Origin of the sequence: uncultured Imperialibacter sp., assembly GCF_963974565.1 — a bacterium.
In the GTDB taxonomy this organism is placed as follows: domain Bacteria; phylum Bacteroidota; class Bacteroidia; order Cytophagales; family Cyclobacteriaceae; genus Imperialibacter; species Imperialibacter roseus.
This window is the reverse complement of the sequence record NZ_CAXBCJ010000012.1, coordinates 118,850-142,932: the sequence shown is the minus strand read 5'-3', so window position 1 is coordinate 142,932 and position 24,083 is coordinate 118,850. Positions and strand designations below refer to the sequence as shown.

At 46.4% G+C, this 24,083-nt stretch carries 14 protein-coding genes; 11 read left to right on the top strand and 3 right to left on the bottom strand.

Features of this window, described 5'->3' with window-relative positions:
- Positions 1–28: 28 nt before the first annotated feature.
- From AAC052_RS17570 to AAC052_RS17540, 7 genes are all read left to right on the top strand, one after another.
- Positions 29–2,308, top strand: coding sequence for an NADP-dependent malic enzyme (locus AAC052_RS17570; protein ID WP_317488291.1), 2,280 nt, complete (start codon positions 29–31; stop codon positions 2,306–2,308).
- 1 nt (position 2,309) lies between these two features.
- Positions 2,310–2,906 (top strand): Holliday junction branch migration protein RuvA, encoded by a 597-nt coding sequence (gene ruvA, locus AAC052_RS17565; protein WP_339814832.1) that lies wholly within the window; start codon positions 2,310–2,312, stop codon positions 2,904–2,906.
- Positions 2,907–2,960: 54 nt separating this feature from the next.
- Entirely contained in the window at positions 2,961–10,109 is a 7,149-nt protein-coding gene (gene sprA / locus AAC052_RS17560; protein ID WP_339814831.1) for a cell surface protein SprA, read from the top strand.
- A 58-nt stretch (positions 10,110–10,167) separates the two neighbouring features.
- Positions 10,168–10,548 carry a glycine cleavage system protein GcvH gene (gcvH, locus tag AAC052_RS17555; protein WP_339814829.1) on the top strand — a complete coding sequence of 127 codons (381 nt, stop codon included), beginning with the start codon at positions 10,168–10,170 and terminating at the stop codon, positions 10,546–10,548.
- A gap of 37 nt (positions 10,549–10,585) precedes the next feature.
- Positions 10,586–10,939 (top strand): VanZ family protein, encoded by a 354-nt coding sequence (locus AAC052_RS17550; protein WP_339814828.1) that lies wholly within the window; start codon positions 10,586–10,588, stop codon positions 10,937–10,939.
- 64 nt (positions 10,940–11,003) lie between these two features.
- On the top strand, positions 11,004–11,678 hold the full coding sequence (locus AAC052_RS17545; RefSeq protein ID WP_317488287.1) for an energy transducer TonB: 675 nt from the start codon (positions 11,004–11,006) through the stop codon (positions 11,676–11,678).
- A gap of 160 nt (positions 11,679–11,838) precedes the next feature.
- Positions 11,839–12,678, top strand: coding sequence for an energy transducer TonB (locus AAC052_RS17540; RefSeq protein ID WP_339814827.1), 840 nt, complete (start codon positions 11,839–11,841; stop codon positions 12,676–12,678).
- Positions 12,679–12,692: 14 nt separating this feature from the next.
- On the opposite strand, the gene AAC052_RS17535 is transcribed toward AAC052_RS17540, so the two are convergent.
- From AAC052_RS17535 to AAC052_RS17525, 3 genes are read right to left on the bottom strand one after another with little or no spacing between them, the layout of a single operon-like run.
- Entirely contained in the window at positions 12,693–13,571 is an 879-nt protein-coding gene (locus tag AAC052_RS17535) for a YicC/YloC family endoribonuclease (protein WP_317488285.1), read from the bottom strand.
- 45 nt (positions 13,572–13,616) lie between these two features.
- Positions 13,617–16,871 carry a translocation protein TolB gene (locus AAC052_RS17530; RefSeq protein ID WP_339814825.1) on the bottom strand — a complete coding sequence of 1,085 codons (3,255 nt, stop codon included), beginning with the start codon at positions 16,869–16,871 and terminating at the stop codon, positions 13,617–13,619.
- A complete protein-coding gene (locus tag AAC052_RS17525) occupies positions 16,868–17,938 on the bottom strand; it encodes an FAD-dependent oxidoreductase (RefSeq protein WP_339814824.1) in 1,071 nt (356 codons plus the stop codon). Before AAC052_RS17525 ends, AAC052_RS17530 begins: the two co-directional genes overlap by 4 nt.
- Before the next feature lie 56 nt (positions 17,939–17,994).
- Between AAC052_RS17525 and AAC052_RS17520 the strand changes: the two genes are divergently transcribed.
- The 4 genes from AAC052_RS17520 (at position 17,995) to porV (ending at position 24,077) form a co-directional block, all read left to right on the top strand.
- Positions 17,995–18,642 carry an MBL fold metallo-hydrolase gene (locus AAC052_RS17520; protein ID WP_339814823.1) on the top strand — a complete coding sequence of 216 codons (648 nt, stop codon included), beginning with the start codon at positions 17,995–17,997 and terminating at the stop codon, positions 18,640–18,642.
- Positions 18,639–19,331: a CDP-diacylglycerol--serine O-phosphatidyltransferase gene (pssA, locus tag AAC052_RS17515; protein WP_339814822.1), complete on the top strand. Its 693-nt coding sequence runs from the start codon at positions 18,639–18,641 to the stop codon at positions 19,329–19,331. The genes AAC052_RS17520 and pssA overlap by 4 nt, the downstream gene beginning before the upstream one ends.
- A gap of 74 nt (positions 19,332–19,405) precedes the next feature.
- Positions 19,406–22,795, top strand: coding sequence for a type IX secretion system sortase PorU (porU, locus tag AAC052_RS17510; protein ID WP_339814821.1), 3,390 nt, complete (start codon positions 19,406–19,408; stop codon positions 22,793–22,795).
- Between the two features lie 10 nt (positions 22,796–22,805).
- Entirely contained in the window at positions 22,806–24,077 is a 1,272-nt protein-coding gene (gene porV / locus AAC052_RS17505; protein WP_339814820.1) for a type IX secretion system outer membrane channel protein PorV, read from the top strand.
- Positions 24,078–24,083: the final 6 nt, after the last annotated feature.

Genomic DNA, 24,083 nt, shown 5'->3' with positions numbered 1-24,083 from the left:
TTACCCATTAACCTGACACCTAACTTTTATGGCCATTAAAATTCGCAAGGAAGACGCCCTTGAATACCATTCTTCCAGCCCCGCCGGAAAAATTGAAATACGTCCAACAAAGATGATGAGCAGCCAGGTTGACCTGGCTTTGGCTTATTCGCCCGGCGTGGCAGAGCCGTGCAAAGAAATAGCAAAAAATAAAGAGGATGTTTATAAGTACACCGCCAAAGGCAACCTTGTAGGGGTTATTTCCAACGGGACGGCTGTGCTTGGACTCGGCAATATTGGCCCGGAGGCTTCAAAGCCCGTGATGGAGGGCAAGGGGGTTCTGTTCAAGAAATTTGCTGGCATTGATGTCTTTGATATTGAAGTGGACGAAGAAGACCCTGATAAGTTTATTCAAATTGTGAAGGCACTGGAGCCGACCTTTGGTGGCATCAACCTGGAAGACATTAAGGCTCCTGAAAGCTTCAAAATAGAAAGAGTGCTGAGGGAACAAATGAAGATTCCTGTCATGCACGACGATCAGCATGGCACAGCCATTATCTCAAGTGCAGCCTTGCTCAATGCGCTGATTGTTGTAGGAAAAAAGATTGAAGAGCTAAAAATAGTAGTCAACGGAGCAGGTGGCGCTGCAATGGCATGTACCGATTTGTACGTGGGGCTAGGTGCTCGCAAGGAAAACATCGTGATGCTCGACAGCAAAGGTGTGCTCAGGAAGGACAAAATCGACCCTGAGTCAATGAAAGCACGGTACGCTACTGACAAGAAAATTGACACCTTGGATGAGGCGATTGTTGGGGCTGACATGTTTTTGGGTCTTTCTACCGCCGACGTGTTCACACCAGACATGCTGAAGAAAATGGCTGACAAGCCTATTGTTTTCGCTTTGGCTAATCCCGATCCGGAGATTCCCTACCAACTGGCCATGGACACCAGAGATGATGTTGTGATGGCCACAGGTCGTTCCGACCATCCAAACCAGGTAAACAATGTGTTGGGCTTCCCCTATATTTTTAGAGGAGCACTTGATGTAAGGGCCACGGCCATTAATGAGGAAATGAAGCTGGCAGCCGTGAAGGCGCTGGCGGAGCTGACCAAAGAAGCCGTGCCTGAAATGGTTATCAAAGCTTATGGCAACAAGCCAATCACCTTTGGCAGTGACTACCTGATTCCGAAACCGTTAGACCCAAGGCTAATTACTACGATTTCTCCGGCTGTGGCAAAGGCCGCCATGGACTCAGGCGTAGCGAGAGTGAAGATTGACGACTGGGAAGCTTATAAGGTGGAGCTGCAGAGTCGCATAGGTATTGACAATCGTTTGATGGCGAGAGTGATCGCCAGGGCGAGGAGGGCTCCTAAGCGGGTCGTGTTTGCAGAGGCCGATCATCCCAAGATATTGAAAGCCGCTCAAATGGTGATTGATGAGGGAATAGGCTACCCAATTTTGCTGGGTAACAAAGCCAGAATAGAAGCTTTGGTGGTCGAGAACAAGCTTGATCTTCGTGACACGCCAATCATTGATCCTTATCATGAAGCCGATACAAGGCACGAATATGCGGCCATGCTTTTTGAGAAAAGAAAGCGAAAAGGCATCACCATGGTCAATGCCAGGCAGCTGATGTACGACCGGAATTACTACGGCGCTATGATGGTTGAAACCGGGGCTGCGGATGCACTCATCTCTGGCCTTACGAACGATTACCCGAAGACCATTCTTCCGGCGCTTCACATCCTTGGCGTTGAGGAGGGTATTAACCGGGTGGCGGGCATGTACATTATCAGCAATGCCAAAGGCACGTATTTCTTTGCTGACACCACAGTGAATCTTAATCCTACGGCTGAGGAACTTGTTGAAATCGTTGGTCTGGCAGCGAGGGCTGTGAAGTATTTTGACTACGAGCCCAAAGTGGCCGTTCTTTCATATTCTAATTTCGGATCTTCAAGAGGTGGTGTGCCTGAAAAAACCAGGAAGGCAGTTGAGTTGGCGAAGAAAAAATACCCGGACCTTATCATCGATGGGGAGCTTCAGGCCAATGTGGCATTGAATGCAGAGCTGCTCAGCGAGGTGTATCCATTCTCTTCTCTGAATGGGCACTCGGCAAACACACTTATTTTCCCCGACCTGGCATCAGGTAATATTGCCTATAAACTGTTGATGGAGTTGGGTGGAGCAGAGGCAATAGGGCCGATTCTGGTAGGAATGAACAAAGCCGTCCATGTATTGCAGGTCGGTAGCTCTATCAGAGAGATATTTAATATGGTGGCTATTGCCGTTATAGATGCCCAGTCGCAAAGCGCAAAAGCCCAACAATAGGATGATCACATACCTTAAAGGCAAGTACATCGAAAAGGAGCCGAATCACACTGTGATGGAGGTGAACGGCATTGGTTATGAAGTAAGAATCTCATTGAACACCTTCAGCCAGATCAAGAACCTGGACAGCGGCATCTTACAAACCCATCTCCAGGTGAAGGAAGACGCCCACATTCTATTTGGATTCGCCGAAATGCAGGAAAAGCAACGGTTTCTGGATTTGATCTCTATCAACGGCGTGGGACCAGGCACGGCTTTAATGATTCTGTCCTCTCTTACGCCGTCCGAAATTCACGAGGCGATTGTGAGTGAGGACGTGAATTTGATCCAGAGAGTGAAGGGTGTTGGGGCCAAAACTGCGCAACGTATCATCCTGGAACTCAAAGATAAACTCAAGAAGGAGGACGTCTTTGAAAAATCTCCTTCCGGCACGGGTGTGCGAAGCAATAGTTTGCGAAATGAAGCGTTATCAGCTTTGCTGGTTTTAGGTTTTCCTAAAGCACAGGCAGAGAAAAATATCGATCTGATCATCAAAGAAAAGGGTGGAGGAGTTACTTTAGAGGAGTTGATCAGATTGGCCTTAAAAAATTCCAGATAGGTTTTACCATTTTACCGTTTGAGGAGGAGATTTTTAAATACTACTCTAGTACTCTTGTGTATTTCGCTTGTGCTCAGCGCTTTACTTGCTAATGCTGAGCGCTCTTTTTTTTTATTGGAGGACGCCGATAAGTATTTTCTCTTTAAGCAAGACACCATACCAGACTCACTCAAAGGGCCCTACCAACCCTCAAAGACGCCTACATTCGAACCTATTGATCGATTTGGAGACCCCTTTTCTAACAAAATAAGCCCTTCCCCCCTTCAGTTAAAAAACCCCGCAAGCCTCACACTCGATGCAGAAATTGACACGTCGATGAATTACACCATCTATGAAAGGATAGGGGACGTGAATTATCGGCCAACCACCACCATGACGTTCGAGGAATTCAGCAAGTGGAAGGAAGAAGAAATGCTGCGGGAGTATTGGAGAAGCCGGTCAAGGGGCCTCGATGGAGAAAGTGCGGTGAGTGGTAGGAGGCTTATACCTAAGCTGTATACCAGTCCTCTTATTGACCGGATTTTTGGTGGGAGCTACGTCGATATTCAGCCCAATGGGTTTGTAACGCTGGATTTTGGAGGCAGGTGGCAGAGGATAGACAATCCGCAAATACCAATCAGGCAGCAAAGAAACGGCGGATTTGAATTTAATCAGCAGATAAGCCTTAACCTGGTCGGCAAGGTTGGCGACAAGCTCGCTATCACAGCCAACTTCGACAATAACAACTCTTTTGATTTCCAGAATAACCTAAAGATGGAGTACACTGGTTATGAGGAGGATATCATCAAAAAGATTGAGGTGGGTAACGTGAGCATGCCCATCAGCAACAGCCTTATTTCCGGCGGGCAAAGCTTGTTCGGGGTGAAGACCCAGTTGCAGTTTGGGAAGCTGTTTGTGACAAGTGTTGTCTCCCGCCAGCAGGGCCGAAATGATGTCATTACCCTGGAAAGCGGGTTTCAGGGACGGGAATTTGAAGTACGTGGCTCAGACTATGACGATAACAGGCACTTTTTTCTAGGGCATTTTTTTAGAGACAATTATGAAAAGTGGCTGGGCAGCTTGCCTCAGGTAATATCGGGCGTGAATGTAACCAGGGTAGAGATTTATGTGCTGAAAAGAAACGGAGATACCCAAACGTTGAGGAGTTTGCTAGCCTTTCAGGATCTTGGAGAAAGCGATAAAGCTTACCGCAAAGACAACCCTAATTTGAGTCCCGTTCAAACCAGTTATCCGGCGAGCAACGATGCCAACGGCTTATTCAAGTCCCTGAAGGCGAACAGTGCAATAAGGGACGCCAACCAGGTCGATGGCATTCTGGAGTCGAGTTACAACTTTATGAACTCCGTCGACTATGTAAAAATCACCTCCGCCAGAAGACTTGATGAAAAGGAATTTGTGCTGAACAAACAGCTTGGTTACATCTCCCTTCTTAGAAAACTGACAAATGACGAAGTGCTGGCAGTAGCCTACGAATATACCTACAACGGCCGAACCTTTAAAGTAGGTGAATTGATGGAGGACTATCAGAACTTGTCGGAAAATGAGCTGCTGCTATTGAAAATGCTCCGCCCTAATAAGATCAACACATCGACTCCGACCTGGGACTTGATGATGAAAAACATCTATAACCTGAACGCCAGCCAGGTGGATAGGGAGGGGTTTACGCTGAGAATCCATTATCGGGATGACTTGACGGGTATCGACAATCCAAGTTTGCATGAGGGGGCTCTTACGAAAGACCAGCCGCTTATCCACCTTCTCAAGCTTGACCAGCTCAACCCCAACAACGACCCGCAACGGGACGGCAACTTCGACTATATCGAAGGAGTTACCATCGACTCGAGGAACGGAACCATTATCTTTCCTGTGCTTGAGCCATTTGGAAAAACCCTAAAAACATACTTCGATAAGGACAATGAGCAAAACCTCATCCAGAAGTATGCTTACGACACCCTTTACCGAACAACAAAAGCTGATGCTGAGCAGGTGTCGTCCAAAAACAAATTTTTCATTTTGGGTAAGTTTCAGGCGGGAGCATCCAACGAAATCGTGTTGCCGGGCATTAGCATTTCACCCAATTCTGTCGTAGTCACTGCTGGCAACACACTGCTGACCGAAGGTTTGGACTATACGGTAGACTATAACCTTGGAAGGGTAAGGATCATTAACGAAGGCATACTTAACTCCGGGAAGCAGATCAATATTTCATACGAAAAAGCCGATGTTTTCAACTTTCAAACCAGGTGGCTTACCGGAACACGATTTGACTATAAGCTCACTGAAAACTTGAACCTTGGTGCTACATGGCTCCACCTCAATGAACGCCCTGGCGGCATTACAAGATATAGTGTTGGCAACGAGCCGACAAAAAACTCGCTGTACGGCTTCGATTTAAACTGGAGCAAGGAGTCGAGGTTCCTGACCAAAATGGTCGACGCACTCCCGTTCGTAGACACTAAGGAGCCTTCCCGAATTACCTTCACTGGTGAAGTGGCCCAAATCAACCCAGGTACTTCCAATGAGGTAGGTGGCGAAGGTACATCCTACATCGACGACTTTGAGTCGGCGGTAACACCCTACAACATGGGCAATTTCCAGGCCTGGAAGCTTGGGGCCACTCCACAGACACCCGGGAACCGGTTTGACTTAAGCAACCAAACGGGTGACAAGCTTGGCTCCGCTTTCAAAAGAGCAAAAATTGCCTGGTATATTATCGATAACGTTTTTTATCGAAACGGAGGGCCGAACTCTCCCCCTAACATTACGGAGAAGGACAAGGACAACCACTACGTCGCTGGCATTATCCCTCAGGAAATCTACTCTCAGAGAAGCCGGAATATAGTTAACACCAACGAACCGATATTTGACATCGCCTATTTCCCCTCAGAAAGAGGACAATACAATTACAACCCCGACCTGGACACCGATGGCTTACTTAAAAATCCCGAATCAAACTGGGGAGGTATTACCAGGGCAATTACCTCTGACGTAGACTTTGACAAGACAAACGTCGAATACATCGAATTCTGGATGCTGGATCCATTTATCGACGACAATGACGGACGTGGCAGGGTACTCGACGGGTTGTTTAACCAGCCTAATACTACCGGTGGCGAACTGATCTTCAACCTGGGTAGCATCTCGGAAGATATAATCAAAGATGGACTCCATGGGTTTGAAAATGGAATGCCTGCCGATGGCGGGACGGAAAAATTGACAACAACTGAGTGGGGAAGAGTAACGCAGCAGCAGTACCTCACCGACTATTTTGACAATCGTGCTTCTGCAAGACCTAATCAGGATGTTGGTCTCGATGGTCTTAAAAATAGTGAAGAAGCCAGTTTTTTTAACGACCGCTTCGTGAGCAAACTACAAGTTTCAGGTACCGCAAGAAACAAGATCCTTGAAGACCCCTCTGGTGATAATTTTGAGTACTACTTAGGAGCCGAGCAGGATGCCCGGGACGCAAAGATCCTGGAACGCTACAAAAACTACAATGGCATGGATGGCAACACCCCCGTCCAAACTGCCAGCGGAGAGAACTTCACACCATTGGGCAGCGCCCTGCCTGAGAACGAGGACTTGAACAAAGACAACACTATCAACGAGTTGGAGGAGTATTACGAATACAAAATCCCACTAAAAAAAGGACAGCTTGAAGTAGGTAAAGGATATATAGTTGACCGGGTAGTGGGTGGTGAAGGCGGCGAACGTACCTGGTATCTTTTCAGAATCCCTGTTCGAAACCCCAGTAGAATTCAGGGCGATATCTCGGGGTTTAAAAGTATTAAATACATGAGGATGTATTTGACGGGCTGGAGGCAACCCGTCGTATTGAGAATGTCCAAATTTCAACTGGTGGGAAGCCAGTGGCGGAAGTTCACTGAGAGCCTGTATGACAGAAGCTACAACGAAGTTCCCGAGCAGTACACTTCGGATTTTACCATTTCGGTGGTAAGCATCGAGGAAAATAGCAAAGCCAGCGAGGGAAAGTCGCCTTACACTTTACCTCCGGGAATCAATCGTGACCGAGACAACACCACCGTTATACAGCGCCAAAATAATGAGCAATCAATTCAAGTTTGCGTTGATAACCTTGAGGACAGGGACGCCAGGGCTATATTCAAGAACGTCAATTTTGACCTGATCAACTACGGTAAAATCAAAATGTTCCTGCACGCCGAAGGAGATGGGCTGAACGATGATGATGTTTCAGGCTTCATTAGGTTCGGAACGGATTTTGACCAGAATTACTATGAGATTGAGGTGCCCTTGAAGGTAACTCCTTCTAATGTAGAAGGCTCTTCGGGTGAAGCACTACAACGACTTGTTTGGCCAGCCGAAAATGAAATAGATATTGAATTTAACCAGCTTTATGCTGTTAAATCGGCCCGAAACCGTTCGAAATTCAACGTGGAACTGCCCTATACCGAGCAGGTTGGGAACTACAAAGTGACCATTGTAGGAAGACCAGATATGAGTTCTGTGCTTACCATGATGATTGGTGTGAAAAACCCGGAGTCGCCCGACCAGCAGCCTAAATCTGTCTGTATTTGGGCCAACGAGTTGCGGGTAACCGATTTTGATAATACCAAAGGCTGGGCAGCCAATACCAGGCTAAATGCGCAGCTAGCTGATTTTGCCACCGTCTCAGGTTCAGCCAGAATCACGACCGTAGGCTTTGGAGGCATCCAGCAGCGGATTTCGGAAAGAACAAGGGAAGAAACCATCAGCTACGATGTTTCAGCCAATGTGAACGTGGATAAGTTGCTGCCGGGCAACACAGGCATCAAAATCCCTATGTTTGCCAGTTACGAAAACACCGTGGCCACACCCAAATGGGATCCGCTCGATCCGGACATTCCTCTGGAAGCCTCACTTCTTAGCATTGACACCCAGGAAGGGCAGGACAATTACAGGCAAATAGTGGTGGAGCAAGCTACACGACGAAGCTTGAATTTTACAAATGTGAGAAAGGAGAGGGTAAACCCCGACGCCAGGCAGGACTTTTACGACATAGAAAATTTCTCTGTCAATTACTCCTATAGCGACGTGACGAGCAGTAATGTGAATACGGAGAGTTATTTATTGAAGAACTATAGGGGAGGCGTTGGCTACAACTACTCGACTCAGGGGCTGGTGCTGGAGCCGTTCAAGGACTCGGAGGGCTTGAAAAGCCCCTACCTAAAATTCATAAAAGACATTAACGTATCACCGCTGCCTAACAATATTTCCATCAGGGGTGATTTAGACAGACGGTTTGCCAGAACGCAGCTAAGAAATGCCAACCTAACCACGGTAGGCCTCGATCCATTTTATGAAAAATACTTCACCTTCAACAGATCATATAGTGTTCGATGGAGTGTTTTCAAAAGTCTTACGCTCGACTATAATGCCAGAGCAAGGGCCATTATTGATGAGCCCGAGGGTGATATAAGCACACAGGCTGCGAAGGATTCCATTTGGACCAATTTGAAGAACCTTGGCCGGATGAAGAATTTTGACCAGAATGCCAGTGCCAACTACAGGCTGCCCTTCGACAAGTTTCCCGTCACCGACTGGGTAAGCGCCGATTTGCGTTATGCTGTTGGCTACACATGGACGGCCGGTTCTGTCACTCAAGCCGATACGCTGGGTAACCTCATCCAAAATACAAGGGAAAGGGCTCTGAATGGAAAGGTTGACCTGGTAGGCTTATATAATAAAGTCCCGTATTTCAAGACGATAAATGCTCCACCAAGACGACGACCGACAGGCCCTGCTCCCAAAGGTCCAAGGACAAAAGTTGACACTACTGAGGCAAAGAAATCTGAAAATAAAGCCTTTAAAGGGCTGTTGAGGCTCTTGATGTCGGTCAGGTCAATCAACGGTACGTACAGCATAAGGGAAGGCACCATGCTGCCAGGCTTCAGGCCAAGGGCTTACTTATTTGGCCTGGACAGTGGCTTTAATGCGCCTGGCACTGACTTCATTTTCGGTAGCCAGGATCCCACCATCAGGTACAGGGCCGCAGAAAACGGCTGGATTGCCAAAAGCACGTCTCTTTCGGCACCTTTTACTCAGAACAACACCACAGATTTGCAGCTAAGAGCTAATATTGAGCCATTCACGGACCTAAAAATTCAGCTTGACGCAAAGAAGACTGTGACGGGTAATTTTCAGGAAATATACCGATACGACGATGAATTGGAGAGCTTCCGTTCGCTGACACCATCCCGATCGGGTAGCTACAATATTTCTATTTTAACGATCAACACAGCTTTTATTAAAGATGACACCGCCAATATCTCGTCTGTTTTCAAGCAGTTCGAAAACAATAGGAGCATTATAAAAAGCAGACTCGACGCTTCAAACAGTGCCGGAGAGTATGCCCTCAATTCCCAGGATGTATTGATTCCTGCGTTTTTAGCTGCCTATACCGGTCATTCTGCCAACGATGCCTCATTGTCGCCCTTCCCGAGGATTCCGATACCTAACTGGCGGGTGGACTACGCCGGGCTGTCACGGATACCGAAGCTTGCACAGGTGTTTTCATCCATTAACCTTACCCATGCCTACACCTCAAGTTTGAGTATCAACAACTTCAGCAACACACTGGCTTACACTGATTCGCTATCACCACTTAATGCCGATAATTTTGACCTTACTAATCAGATAGAGAATTATCCGATGGCCTCTCTGAACGGGGAGAATGGGCTGATTCCTATATATGTGCTGGGCCAGGTGTTGGTGTCCGAGCGGTTTGCCCCCTTTTTGGGGATTAACTTAAGAACTAAATCGAGGGTAACGGCCAGGATAGAGTACAAGAAAGAGCGGAACCTAGCACTCAACCTCTCCAACAGCCAGGTGACGGAGCTCAAAAGCAACGATGTGACACTGGATTATGGAGTCACGAAGTCGGACTACGAATTGCCGTTTAAGGTACAGGGAAGGACAGTGACCCTTAAAAACGATATTACTTTCAGGGTGGCAGTGACCGTCAGAGATACAAAGACATTACAAAGAAAAATTGACGATGAGCCGACCATAACGGCGGGAAATATCAACTATCAGGTACGGCCAACCGTGAGCTATATGCTCAATGACCAACTCAATCTTCAGTTCTATTTTGAACGAAACCTTAACCAGCCGAGGATTTCGAGCTCCTTTAAGAGAGTGACAACTGCTTTCGGCGTGCAGCTCAGATTTAGTTTGGCGCAATAATTTTTCACTTAAAACAGAAGAGTGTACTTTTGCTCACTTTAAAATAAAAGAGATATCCATGAACATTCCCGAGAATTTACTTTATACCAAAGACCACGAGTGGGTTAAAGTTGACGGAGATATAGCCACTGTTGGCGTGACTGATTTTGCTCAAAGCGAACTTGGTGATATCGTGTACGTCGAAATAGAGAAAGAAGGAGAAGAGGTTGCCATTGCTGAAGTATTTGGCACCGTTGAGGCTGTAAAAACTGTTTCTGACCTGTTTATGCCATTGAGTGGAGAAGTGACCGAAGTAAATGCGGCACTGGAAGCGCAGCCAGAGCTTGTAAACAGCGATCCGTATGGCGAGGGCTGGATGATCAAAGTAAAAGTGTCGAATATTTCGGAGAAAAAAGAGCTTTTGTCAGCGGCTGCTTATAAAGAGCTTATCGGGCAGTAAGGTGTTAAAAATTTTTCAAAGCCTTAAGTATATATGGGTGGCTTTGATCCTCTACCTGACCTTAAGCCAGGGCGGCGGCAGTGGGTGGTTTGAGTTTCTTAAATACCCAGGGGTTGATAAGGTTGGCCATTTTGGTCTGTTCTTTGTTTGGTCCCTGTTTTATTTTCCGGAACTTGTTGTGCCGGAGATATTGTTGATAAATGAAAAGCCAGTAAGATTTTGGATTGTTGCAACTAATTCCTTAGTTTTAGGAATACTGATTGAGGTTGCTCAAAGCTTCATGCCATACAGGAGTTCAGAATGGCTTGACTTGCTTGCGGATGTTTTGGGCTCGGTGACTGCTTTGCTGGCAGTAAATTTTGTGCGGCGAAAGAAATCTAATTTGAATTAAATTTCTTAATCGTTACATTTGAAATTACTACGAAAAGATTAACTAACTACTAAATTGATTTTCAATGGAGGCCAAAAAGAGCGAGAAAGCAGATCTTGAGAGAAAGACCGGACTGTTTTTCAACATAGGCCTGGCTGTGAGTTTACTTCTTGTCATTACCGCTTTCGAGTGGAAGTTTTATGACGATGGTAACTTGGTTGACCTTGGTCAGGTGGATGATAACTTTGAAGACTTAATGGAGATACCTCCAACCGAGCAGCCACCACCACCACCACCGGTGATTCAGCAGCCTGAGATTATCGAGGTGCCTGATGAGGAGGAAATCGAAGAGGAAATTGAGGTAAACCTTGACGTTGAAATCACTGAAAACACAGTGATAGAAGACGTGGTGTTCGAAGAGGCACCTGAAGAAGAGGTTGCTGACGAAATATTCACGATTGTGGAAGACCAGCCAGAGCCTAACGGTGGTATGGCAGCATTCTACGCCTACGTTGGAAAGAACATGAAATACCCCAACCAGGCAAGAAGAATGGGTGTTGAGGGTAAAGTGTTTGTTCAGTTTGTTGTTGACAAAGATGGATCTATCACTGAAGTTCAGGCAATAAAAGGTATTGGAGCTGGTTGCGATGAAGAAGCCGTAAGGGTGATTCAGGAAGCGGCTAAGTGGAAACCTGGTAAGCAGCGTGGACGCCCCGTGAAAGTAAGAATGATTCTTCCTATTACCTTCAAGCTTGGATAATTGAGGACATAAGTTATAGAAGGAAAGCCCCAATATTGGGGCTTTTTTTATGACTAAAATCAGAGGACAGGGCTCTTGTAGATCATATCTATTTAGCTGAAAATGGAGGACTTTGGTATTGAAGTTTGGCGGATGGCCAATCAATTTAATACCCAAAGCCATGAAAATTTCACAACCCATACCCGCAGAAAGCCGTGATTCAAGCAGCAACATTCGAGGCACGGTAGATACCCCCGAAAACTATTTTCTCAGATCGCCCAAGGCAGATGCCCTTATCAGGAAGCAGAAGCAGGCAAACCTGATTGGTGAGCTACTGGACCACAAAAGGAGTAAGGCATTAAGAGACCACGATTTGAGCAATCTTTTCTTTGTGCTGGGGCTCGCTATTTCGCTATTGCTTGTTATAGTAGCATTTGAATGGAAATTCTATGACTCAGGCGACCAAATTGAGTTGTCCGGTCTTACGGGAGATGAATTTGAGGATTTGATAGAAATTCCACCAACTGACCAACCTCCCCCACCTCCTCCGCTACAAAACCAGCCGGTAGTTATCACTGAGATCAGCGATGAAATTGAGCTTGAGGATATTGATCTCGACCTTGATGTGGAGATCACCCAGGACATGCGGATCACTGATCCTCTGCCAGCGGTGATGGATGAGCTGCCCGAAGAGGAGGCCGAGGAAATATTTGTCATTGTGGAAAACAAGCCCGAGCCAAAAGGTGGCATGCAGGCGTTTTACAAGTATTTGGGAGAAAACCTGGTTTATCCCCAGAATGCCAGAAAAATGAACATTTCAGGTCGGGTTTACCTCCAATTTGTTGTGGAGAAAGACGGGTCGATCAGCAATATTGAGGTGGCTAAAGGTATTGGCGGTGGCTGCGATGAAGAGGCAGTTCGGGTGCTTTCCGGGGCGCCACCCTGGAACCCTGGAAAGCAGCGTGGCTTGCCCGTGAAGGTTCGGATGACTATACCCATCTTTTTTAGTCTCGGGCAGTAAAACCCGAAAGAGAGCTAGAGAATATTAAGAAGCTGTTCTTTGATTTTCTCCAGCTCTTCTTTCATTTCTATTACAAGCCGTTGCACGATGGCATCGTTGGCTTTGGAACCGATAGTATTTATCTCTCTGCCGATCTCCTGTGAAATGAAGGCCAGCTTTTTACCGTTCGAATCTGGGCTGCCAAGTGCTTCAATAAAAAAGTTGAGGTGACTCTCCAGCCTGACTTTTTCCTCGGCTATATCGAGCTTTTCTATGTAGTAGATCAATTCCTGCTCGAAGCGATTTTGGTCCACCTTTTCCTTGCCTACCACGTCAATGAGGTTCTTTTCAATTCTTTCCTTGATCCCCTTGATTCGTTCAGGGTCTCTTTTAGCTACTTCGGCAAGGTTGTGACGGATGACGCCGATGTACGATACGAAGTTGCCATAGAGCACTTCACCCTCTCTGTCCCTGAATTTATCGCAGGCCTCAAGGGCCTTTCTCATTGTTTGAAGAACTTCTTCCAATGAAATCCTTGCATCTTCTGTATCTTCCTTTTGCTGCAATACCTCAGGCATCTGCATAGTTTGCCTGAAAAGTGACTCATCAGAAACAACCAGATTTGCTGAAATGCTCTTTAACTGCTGGAAGTATTGTTCGAAGAAAACACTGTTTACAGAGTAACGAACCTCTTCCTTTTTGTTCTCTTCGTAATCAAAGTTGATGTTGACTTTCCCTCTGATGAGGATTTCTGAAATTAAAGTCTTCACCTCCATTTCGTACTCCTGAATAGCCTTTGGAAGCTTTAGCGATAAATCCAGAAATTTAGAATTAAGTGTTTTTACTTCGATGGATAGCTTACACTCGCTGTTTTCAAAGGAGGCACTTCCGTACCCGGTCATGGATTTTATCATCCCGAAATTTATGACAATTATCTAAAATGGTAAGCTTTTAGCTTTTTAAAAGTCGAATCCGAGTGTAAGGTAAAATCTCTTCCTCTGAACTTCGTAGTCTTCAATAGGGTAAGCCATATCAAGCTTAATGTAGTACCCCAGCAGGTAGGTTCTCACACCAAATCCGTAGCTGGCCAGCCATGCTGATTTCGAATTACGGATGACTGCCTGGAATGGAGATCCGGGAACCTTGTACGTAATAGTGTTTACGTTATTGTCTTCGTTAAAGGGAGAGGCACCGGTCCAGGCTGAGCCAAGGTCGTAGAAAGAAGTAAATTGAAGGTTTCTGAGAAAGTTAGATGAAATAGGACCTCGGTGGAAAAACCGTACGACGGGGAATCTAAGCTCTGCGTTGAACAGCAATACATTGTTCCCATTTAGTTTGTTATAATTAAAACCTCTCAAGTTAGTGACGTAGCGTAAAAAGAGAATGTCGCTATTGTCTACTCCATACATGGGTAGTATAGGGTCACGCTGACCGGTGGTGTCGGTCCTGTTGAAAAGCCAGTTGTCCATACCGCCCAAAACGTATGTTTTGGCATCGTTGCCAAAAAATCTTCCATACATGAAGCGGGTAGCAAAGATCAGCTCCCGGTAAATCTTCTGGTAGTGCCTTACATCTACCTCAATGTTGTTGAAACTTTGCGCCGTAGAGCCCAGGTTTTGCGAGAGGTTAAATGCAACTTTTGCTCTTGTCCCCTCAATGATATTTGTGCCATGCGAAATCGTGTTATCAAACACTATTTCCGACTTGAAGCCGGCATAAGATGTACTTATGTCGGTGGGGAAGCTCGGTGGAGAGGTGCTCAGCGTCCGGTAGTCCAGCTCCAGAAATCTTGTGGTAGAAAAGAAGGGTTGAAACGCTATCCGTGTATATACGCTCAGTGGCAGACTTGCACCAACCGTGTATGTGTTAAGTACATATTTTTGGTTGGCGGCTTCCAGTTGATTATTTCCATTGGATTCTCTGCGAATAACTTTTCTGTCATAGCGCATCTTAAAATCGACTCTGTATTTCAGGAACTGGTACTCGCCAAAAATATCGCCTTGCCTCAGGTTGGCAATGGCCAGTGCTCCGCCATAGAAATGATGATCCTCGGTCATGTCATTCATGCGGGTTTCGAGTAGCATGCCAAACTTTCGCAATGGATCAATGACAAATGAGGTTGTTACGTTGTTGGCGCTAAATCGTGGCTCGTAAGGAATCGGGCCCAATATTTTGCTTTTTCTCTCCACGCCCCTGAAGTTGGAAAGGAAGGAGCTCGACTCACTCCTTTGCTTAATCACATCATTGTCGAATTGGTAATTTTCAGTATCAATGAGGTCTGACCTTCCGGCCAGAGCTGGGTCATTCAAAACGCTTTTTTTCTCAGCCTCTTTTTGGATTTGTTCCGCTTTTTCAGTCTTTACGCTATCCACTATTTGTTGCTGAGCTGCCTTCCGTTCTCCTAGCCGCTGCGTTAAAAAGCGAGCCTGTTGAACGTCTTGCCGTAATGTTTGTCGGGTAAAGGTCGGGGTTCGGTAGTCGAAGCCCTCAGTCTTGTAAATTTTGTCTACGCCATCGTTCAGCATAATGGCCGTCAAAGTCTTGCTCGCCGGATCAACATCGTACGACTTGATGCTTGTATTGAAGTTTGATACCTGGCTGTAAATGCTGTCTTCCCTGTTGTATCTGTAAAGGTTAATAATTCCCTTTTGGTCGCTTAGGTACAGGATGTTGTAAGTATCAAGCGGCTTGGGAAGGTAGTTGCTGCTAATGTTGTTCGTTAGCCTCACCACCACATTTTTGGTAGTGTCAAGGTCGTACAGGAACAGGTTGTAGTGGCTTGGAAGGTCTTTTAAAGTTTTAGATGCCGACTTCAGAGAATCTGTTGGTCGGTTGCTGCTGAACACAATGGCATCGGTACCAGGCAGAAAGCTCGGCGTAATGTCGTCCCACACGTCGTTGGTAAGGCGCCTTAGGGCGTTTCTGGTTAGCGACACCAGGTAGAGATCGTTTTGGCCGTTGATGTCGCCACTGATGACAGCCAGCTTGCCGTTGCTATTGAAGGCAATATTGTGCACCTGCGAAAACCTCTCCAGCGGCCTTCTGATCAATGATTTGCCTAGAATATCGTACTGCACGTACTCATAAAGGCCGTACTTGACATCCACAATTCCCAGGGTCACATTGTCCACCCAGTTGAGCATTGGCACTTTCAAATCTACATCCTGATTAATCATTCGGTAGCCACCGGTCATTACTCTTGTGGATTTTCCGGTTTCCAAATTCTTCACAAAAACCCGGTATTTACCGTTGTCGTTGATTACATAGGACAGGTGCTTGCCGTCGGGGCTGATTGAAACGGTGGTAAAGTCTTTGTCTTTTTTGCGGTGAGTGATAAAACTGTCTTCTTCAGGTGACCGGTACTCACCTTCAATGGTTGTGTTAGCATTCAGGTAATAATTCTGCCAGTCGGAGAGAAAGGTTTTGAAGGGCACGCCCAACGTGCTGGCGATACTGTTTTCCTCGTTCCGAATGATTCTGGTGAGGTTCAGGATGTTGGAGATATTGCTTCGGCCGTATTTTACTACTATGTAGTTCCAAATCGACTGCCCAATGAGGCCTGCCTGGTCGTAAGAGTACTTGTTCAGCTTCTTGAATCGCCCGTTTTTCTGTTGGAAGTCACGCATGAAGTCATCCATTTCGATGGACCAGCCATTGGTCACATACATGGCGGCACCTTCGATAAACCACTCGGGTAAGCTAAGCAGATAGGTGTTTTGGAACATGTCCGTGAGGCTTCCGCCAAACATCATGTCTTTGATGAGCATGCGGGAAATCTGATGCAGCAGTTCTTCTTTAAAGCCCAGCATGGTGCCAGGGTAAGCAACTTCTACTTGTAGTTTTATGAAATTGGTTTTTCCGCCTACGGCAAACGTCTCATCGTTGACGCCAATATTGCTTTGCTGAAGGTCGGCTACTGAATTGTAGAGGAAAATTTTTGTTTTAGCATACGGGGCATAGCCAAGAATGTCGGTAAGCTTGTCGAACTCAACTTCGAGAAACTCCGCAGCCGCTTTGGCGTAGTCTTCACCACCCTGGTAGAAATAAATATCAAAATTTTCGGCGCTGTAAAAAAACCACTCAAAGTTTTTGTACTGAACCCTGTTTTTCCCGAATCCACCCGAAATATTCTGGGCTGAGAGATCAGAACAAAAAAGAATAAAGCCAATTAATAAGCCAATTTTCCAATAGCGCTCCAGTTGCCTGTTCATCATCCTACATTTCTCTCAAAATATAAAGAAAAATATCTTTCAATACTGACTTCCTTGCACAATGGTTTTTGACCGACAAGATAGTCTGCCATTTCCCTGGCAAAAAAGGGACTTAAAGATACGCCTTTTGTTCCTAACCCATTGAAAATATGAATGTTTTCATAAGCAGGATGTTTTCCTAAAAAAGGACGCCTGTCTTTGGTAGAGGGTCTTATCCCCACCATGTGATTGGTTATTTCAACGCTCCCTTTGTATAAGTGGTTCAACTTTTCCAATATCTCCTTTTTTCCTTGTTCAGTCGGCAAATAATCCGGTTGCCGCCAATTGTAAGTCGACCCCACTCTCCAACGTTTATTACCTGCCGGTAGCATGAAACAACCCCGGTTAAAAATGGTGTTGCCCTCAAAGGAGGTGCTTACCTCGAGAATTTCCCCCTTTAGCTCATGTAGTGGCAGCCATGAGAACAAATTTCTACGTTGCGCCCCAATTCCCTGCGCCAAAACCAAATTGTTTGCCTTCAGGCCTTTATAACTTATACTAGTGTTTGCAATAGAAAGGTTGTCTTCATGAAACATTTCTTCGGTAAAACACCCTTTAGCTTCCAGGTATTTTTTTGAAGCCTCCAAAAATATTGTGGTATCGATGAATCCAGCCTTCCTGAGATGAACCCCGCCGTATGGATCGTGAAACAAATGAGAGTCGTGAGGATGGCTGGTCACTTTGGCAACGTAGGCTGAGAACTGTGGATCGGCTGACTTGGCCATCCAGTCATTTTGCTCATCGATGGAGGTAAAAGGCCTGTAGATACCGATTGGGTGAACAAACTTTGCGTCGAGCATCGACTCCAGGCTTTGATAATAGGGCTCGACGATTTCAAAAAGTGAATCTGCTTTCCATGTTTTTACCAGCCTGTTGCCTGTTATGGGATTGTAAAGTCCCGCTGCCACTTTGGAAGCACATGGCTGCTTTGAGTCTGCCATCACCATTACTTTCTTACCCTTGTCCAGCAGTTCAAATGCCAGCGTGGTGCCGGCCAGTCCCTGGCCAATAATAAGAAAATCAACTTCCATCAATTTTGTATTTTGAGCCTCAAACCTACAAATTTGCCTCCTAAAGCAAACCTCGCATGCTCAAAATAAAAGCCTTTGCCTTCAACCCGTTTCAGGAAAACACTTATGTGTTACACGACGAGACAAAGGAATGTGTAATCATCGATCCGGGTTGCTTCGACACATCTGAAAAACTCGAGCTGACCGATTTTATTGCTTCTAATGGACTAAGACCAGTTAAGCTACTCAACACCCATTGCCATATTGACCACGTGTTGGGCAATGCTTATTGTAAAAGGAATTTTGGCATTGAGCTGTATGCCCACAAAAATGACGAGCCTGTGCTCAGGGCCGTAAAGGCGTATGCTTCCAATTATGGGTTTGCTGGCTACGAGGAAAGTGAAATCGACCACTATATTGATGAAGGCGATGTTGTGGAATTTGGTTCGACTAGCCTGGATGTTCTTTTTGTGCCTGGCCATGCCCCTGGTCATGTGGCATTTTACCACGCCAATACCAAGCAGCTCATGGGAGGGGACGTACTTTTTCGTCAGAGCATAGGAAGAACCGATCTTCCCGGAGGCGACCATAATACGCTCATCAAAAGCATTCATGAAAAGTTATTTACCTTGAGTGACGATGTGGAGGTTTTTCCCGGCCACGGTGAAACGACCACTATCGGATATGAGAAAGTTTATAACCCTTTTTGTGGCTTGAAAAGATGAAGATAAAAGCCCAGGTACCTAATATTCTCACTGCCGGCAACCTGGTTTGCGGCTGTATAGGCATTGTGATCGTGCTGTCAGGTAAAGTGGAAATGGCACCTGTTGCCGTGGTAATGGCGGCGGTGTTTGATTTTTTCGACGGTTTTGCCGCAAGAGCACTAAAAGTGTCGAGTGCTATTGGCAAGGAGCTGGATTCACTGGCTGATATGGTAAGTTTTGGTGTGTTGCCCGCCGTCACTGTTTACCAACTGCTTGAAACAAGTCAGACCAACGAGTTTCTCCCCTACATCGCATTCTTAATTGCCGTTTTTTCGGCCTTTAGGCTGGCTCAATTCAATATAGATACTAGGCAGTCGGACAAGTTCATAGGAGTGCCCACGCCGGCAAATGCGCTTTTTTTCACTTGCCTGGTTTGGACGGCTGGCGCTTTCCCAATCGTTGTTAATACATATGTGCTCGTTGGCTTGACCCTGCTTTTTTCCTGGTTGCTGGTATCACCTTTTGAGATGATAGCGCTCAAGTTCAAAAGTTTTGGCTGGGCAGGGAATCAACCGAAATACCTTGTCATTCTAATGGCCATGCTGGTGATTGTTATTGGTGGCTATACGCTACTTCCGCTGGCCATTTTGCTGTATGTTCTAACATCCATCCTGAGTCATTTATTTCAAACTAAGTCGTCTGCAAGCTAATTTCTTAGCTGAATGCTTTTATTTTTGAAGAATAATTTTGCTAAGCCAGCGTTTCTCCATGGCCTAAACGCTCAATGAAAAAACCGATCATCCTTATTGCCTCACTGATTACTTTCCTTGCCTGCCGTGCAGGCTTTGGGCAAAGTGTGCTAAGCGAGGGGCAGTGGCTTAAGATTGGTGTGACGGAGAAAGGAGTCTATAAAATCGACCGTGACTTCCTTCAAAAGGCAGGTGTTGATGTGTTGGCGATTGACCCGGGGAAACTGGCGATGTACGGCAACGGCGGCGGCGGTATGCTCCCCCAAAAGAATGCTACTCTCAGGCCGTTTGACTTGATTGAAAACAGCGTTCAGATCATAGGGGAGGAGGACGGGCGTTTCGATGCCTCTGACTACCTGCTGTTTTATGGCAACTCTCCCCATGAATACTCTTTTGAAACTGGATGTAGCTGTTTTCGATACGAAAGAAATCTATATTCGGACACCACCTACTACTTTCTCAGGATTGATGGTGCGGAAGGAAAGAGAATGCTCACCCGGGAGTCGCTTGGGTCCCCGGGAGTGAAAATCGAAGCCTACGACGACCTGTTTGCTCATGAGGTTGACATCAATAAACTTGGGAAGTCGGGCAGGCATTGGCAGGGTGAGATTTTTAGTTCATCGGGCAACGCCACCTTAACCTTTGAGGGAGGAAAAGGCGCTTACCTGGCAGGCACTGAGGTAACGATGATCTCCTCAGTTGTCACGCAAAGTTTTGGAGCCAGCTCTTTCGATATCAGGGTAAACGGAAATGCCATTTTCAATCAGGCTGTTGGCGCCAGGGGCGAAGGCGACTATGACCCATTGGGGGTTCAGAGGGTTGATACAATCCGGCTATCTGCTTCTGCTATTGGTTCGGCGGAGAACACCTCAGTTGAATATACTTACAATCGTTTTTTTGGGAAGACGTCGCTGGGCTACCTCGACTACTTCTTTTTGCAGGGGAAAAAGAAGCTCAATTACCGCCAGGGTGGGCTGATATTCAGAAATAAAGACGCTCAGGGCACTGCTTCTTATAGCCTTGGCAATGCTGCGGCGGTGGACAGAATTTGGGATGTGACCGAGCCTACCCAGCCAATCAATCAGCAGTTCAGCAAGGAGAATGGTGTGGCCAGCTTTACGGTTGATCAAACTAACCAGCTTGAGTTCATAGCAGTTGATCCGGCCTCGTTGAAATCACCGGCTTCTGCCAAAAAGCTATTGAACCAGGAGTTGAAAAACGGGCAGGTTCCGGATCTGGTAATTGTCGCACACAAGAACTTTTTGTCGGAGGCGAATCGGCTGGCCAACTTCCGGCGGTCGAATGGTGGGTTGGATGTGAGGGTTGTTACTGTCCAGCAAGTGTACAATGAGTTTTCATCGGGCATGCAGGATATTTCAGCCATCAGGGACTATATGAAGTACTTGTATGATGCGGTGCCGGGAAAGCTGAAGTACCTATTGCTTTTTGGAGACGCTTCTTTTGACTACAAAGCAAGAACTGAAAATCACAACTTTGTGCCTGTGTACGAATCCAGGGAATCGCTGGATCAGATTCTGAGCTTTTCTTCTGACGACTACTTTGCATTTCTGGACGACCATGAGGGTGAATGGGTTGAGCAAACCAGCGGAGACCATATAGCCGATATAGGAGTGGGGAGGCTGCCAGTGTGGACGGCGAAGCAGGCTGCGGAGGTGGTTGATAAAATTATTGGCTATAGTACCGATCCCGCCGGGGTAGGCAGCTGGCGGAATGACCTCTACTTTGTGGCAGACGATGGCGACTTCAATATCCATCTTCGGGATGCCGACCGGCTGGCGGACTATGTGGACACTGCCTATGTTCAGTTCAACATAAAAAAGATTTACCTCGATGCCTTTAAGCAGGTATTGATAGAAAGCAAACCCCGCTCCCCGGAGACTTACGAAGCTATCAGACAGGCCGTGGACAACGGGGCCTTTATCATCAACTACAGTGGCCATGGCAATGCAACGGTGCTGACAGATGAGAGAATAGTTGTCTACGATTCGCTGGTCAAATGGAAGAACGGCTCAAGATTAGCTTTGTTCGTGACCGCCACCTGTGAGTTTGGTAGGTACGACGACCCAACAGTTGCCAGCGGGGCTGAGGAGTTGCTACTCAATCCGCAGGGAGGAGCGATTGCTTTGCTTACTACCACCCGGCCAGTGTACGCTCACACCAACTATGTGCTGAACCAGGCTTTTTATCTTTCCATATTCTCAAAAATAAATGGAGAGTATCCACGCCTGGGCGACGTTATCAGGGAGACTAAGAATAACAGTCTCCGGGGGCCGGTTAATCGCAACTTTGCGCTCTTAGGCGACCCATCTATGAGACTCAACTATCCAGCCTACAACCTAAAAATAACCGAACTGAACGGCGTGCCAATAGATGGCGTGCCCGATACCGTGTCGGCAATGAACAAGGTAGTGGTGAAAGGAATTGTGGAGGATGGATTTGATCAGAAGGTAACCGATTATAATGGGAAGCTGACGGTCAACATGTACGACAAGCCGACCACGTTTGCCACCCTGGGCGACGAAAGCCAGCCGACGAATTATGAGCTATGGAACAATGTAGTGTACAGAGGAAAGGTGTCAATCACGCAAGGGGAGTTTTCATACGAATTTGTTGTGCCAAAAAATATTTCATACCAGCAGACAAGGGGAAAAATTACTATGTATGCCCAGCCCGAAAGCGGCCTTTTGGATGGGAACGGTGCTACAATTGACTTTTACCTTGGCGGGTCGAAGCCCCCAGCTTTCGCCGACACTAAAAGTCCGGCCATACAGGCTTTTATCAATGACGACTCATTTCGATCCGGCGACAGGGTAAATGCCAATCCATTGCTGATGGTAAAATTGGCAGATGAGAGCGGAATTAATATTTCAGGGAAGGCTATAGGGCAGAACATCACTTATCAAATAGACGAACAGGAGCCAGTTATCCTGAACGACTATTATGTTTCAAATCTGGACGATTTCACCAGTGGAACAGTCCTCTATCCTCTTGGAACACTAACCAAAGGAAAGCATTGCCTCAAGGTGAGAGCTTTTGATACTTTTTCCAATGTTGCTGAAAATATCATAGATTTTGTAGTTTCGGAAGACACTAAAGTGAGGATAAAGAACGTTCTCAGTTTTCCTAACCCGGCCACAGAATCCATTACCTTTAGGCTGGAACACGACAGGGGCGATCATTTGCTGAGCATAAGCATGGAGTTGGTGGATCAACGTGGAGCGGTAGTCGACAAAATGGAGTGGCAAGCCAACAATTCAGGGGGTTTTGTCGAAAGCCCGGAGTGGAACAGGAACTATAATGGCCGAAGAATCGAAAATGGTATTTATATTTACCGACTGATTGTAGTTGACGAAGAAGATTTAAATCAAAATATTGCTTTTGGCAAACTAATACTCACCAATTGATTTTTATACATTGAAGATACATACAATAGAAAAGCCTTCCCTGAATTCTTCAAGGCACGTGAATGCAGGTGTATTTGTTGCTTTTGGCTTAATTTTTTTAAGCTTTTGTAGCTATGCACAGCCTGGTGCAGTTATTTCTGGTCAGGACACAAGTCGGCGGGTTATTTCCACAGCAGTGCCTTTTCTCGGGTTTGCGCCTGATGCGAGAGGGGCTGCCATGGGTGATGTTGGGGTAGCCACTTCCACCGACGCCAACTCAGTACACTGGAACAACGGTAAGCTTGCCTTCATTGAACAGGACATGGGGTTTGCCATTTCTTACACTCCCTGGTTGGCCAAAATTGTGAATGACATGTCGTTGTCGTACCTGTCGGGTTATAAAAAAATAGACCGGGTGCAGGCAGTGGCGTTAAGCATGCGGTATTTTGATCTTGGCGAGATACAGTTGACTGACAATACAGGTGCACCTCTTAATACCTTCAATCCAAGAGAATTTGCTGTAGATGCCACCTATTCAAGGAAGCTGAGCGAAGAGTTGGGGCTGGGTGTCACAGGCCGTTTTATTCATTCTAATCTCTCAGGAAGCTTTTCCTCATCGCCGGATGCCAAAGCAGGCACGAGTGTGGCTGTGGATGTAGGCTCCTATTACACAAAGGACCTGGTGCTTAGCGGGCGCAACTCCAACATATCGGCAGGTGCTCACATTTCAAATATCGGACAGAAGCTTACATATAGCAGTGTCGACAACGAAGATTTCATTCCAATCAATTTGCGGTTGGGAGCGGCTTTTAAGACCGATTTGGATGCCTTTAACACCATCACTGTCGCTTTGGATTTCAATAAGCTGATGGTTCCTTCTCCGCCGATTTATGAAACTGATGGTGATGGCAACTTCATTGCCGATCCTAATGACCCTAGTAAGTACAAGATCAAAAGTGGTAAAGACCCCTATCGCCCGCTGTTGAGCGGCATGTTTGGGTCGTTTGGTGATGCACCCGACGGCTTTCCGGAGGAACTAAATGAGATCATCTCTTCCATAGGAGTGGAATACTGGTACAAGGATGTGTTTGCTGCCCGGGCTGGCTACCACTACGAAACCCCACAAAAGGGCGACAGGAAGTATTTCACCATGGGTATTGGCTTCCGTTATCAGGTATTCGGAATCGACTTTGCCTATCTGGTGCCTCAGGTGCAAAATCATCCGCTGGCTGAAACTCTTAGGTTTAGCTTGCTGTTTAATTTCGACAAAGCAACGCCCACTTCCACCACTCCTGACTCCTGATCCTCC

Bases quoted from the DNA above. Each gene is read 5' to 3' on its own strand.
- AAC052_RS17570 (WP_317488291.1), top strand. From the start codon at position 29: ATGGCCATTAAAATTCGCAAGGAAGACGCCCTTGAATACCATTCTTCC.
- AAC052_RS17545 (WP_317488287.1), top strand. From the start codon at position 11,004: ATGGAGGCCAAAAAGAGCGAGAAAGCAGATCTTGAGAGAAAGACCGGA.
- AAC052_RS17535 (WP_317488285.1), bottom strand. From the start codon at position 13,571: ATGATAAAATCCATGACCGGGTACGGAAGTGCCTCCTTTGAAAACAGC.
- ruvA (WP_339814832.1), top strand. From the start codon at position 2,310: ATGATCACATACCTTAAAGGCAAGTACATCGAAAAGGAGCCGAATCAC.
- pssA (WP_339814822.1), top strand. From the start codon at position 18,639: ATGAAGATAAAAGCCCAGGTACCTAATATTCTCACTGCCGGCAACCTG.
- gcvH (WP_339814829.1), top strand. From the start codon at position 10,168: ATGAACATTCCCGAGAATTTACTTTATACCAAAGACCACGAGTGGGTT.
- AAC052_RS17530 (WP_339814825.1), bottom strand. From the start codon at position 16,871: ATGATGAACAGGCAACTGGAGCGCTATTGGAAAATTGGCTTATTAATT.
- porU (WP_339814821.1), top strand. From the start codon at position 19,406: ATGAAAAAACCGATCATCCTTATTGCCTCACTGATTACTTTCCTTGCC.
- AAC052_RS17540 (WP_339814827.1), top strand. From the start codon at position 11,839: ATGAAAATTTCACAACCCATACCCGCAGAAAGCCGTGATTCAAGCAGC.
- AAC052_RS17525 (WP_339814824.1), bottom strand. From the start codon at position 17,938: ATGGAAGTTGATTTTCTTATTATTGGCCAGGGACTGGCCGGCACCACG.
- AAC052_RS17520 (WP_339814823.1), top strand. From the start codon at position 17,995: ATGCTCAAAATAAAAGCCTTTGCCTTCAACCCGTTTCAGGAAAACACT.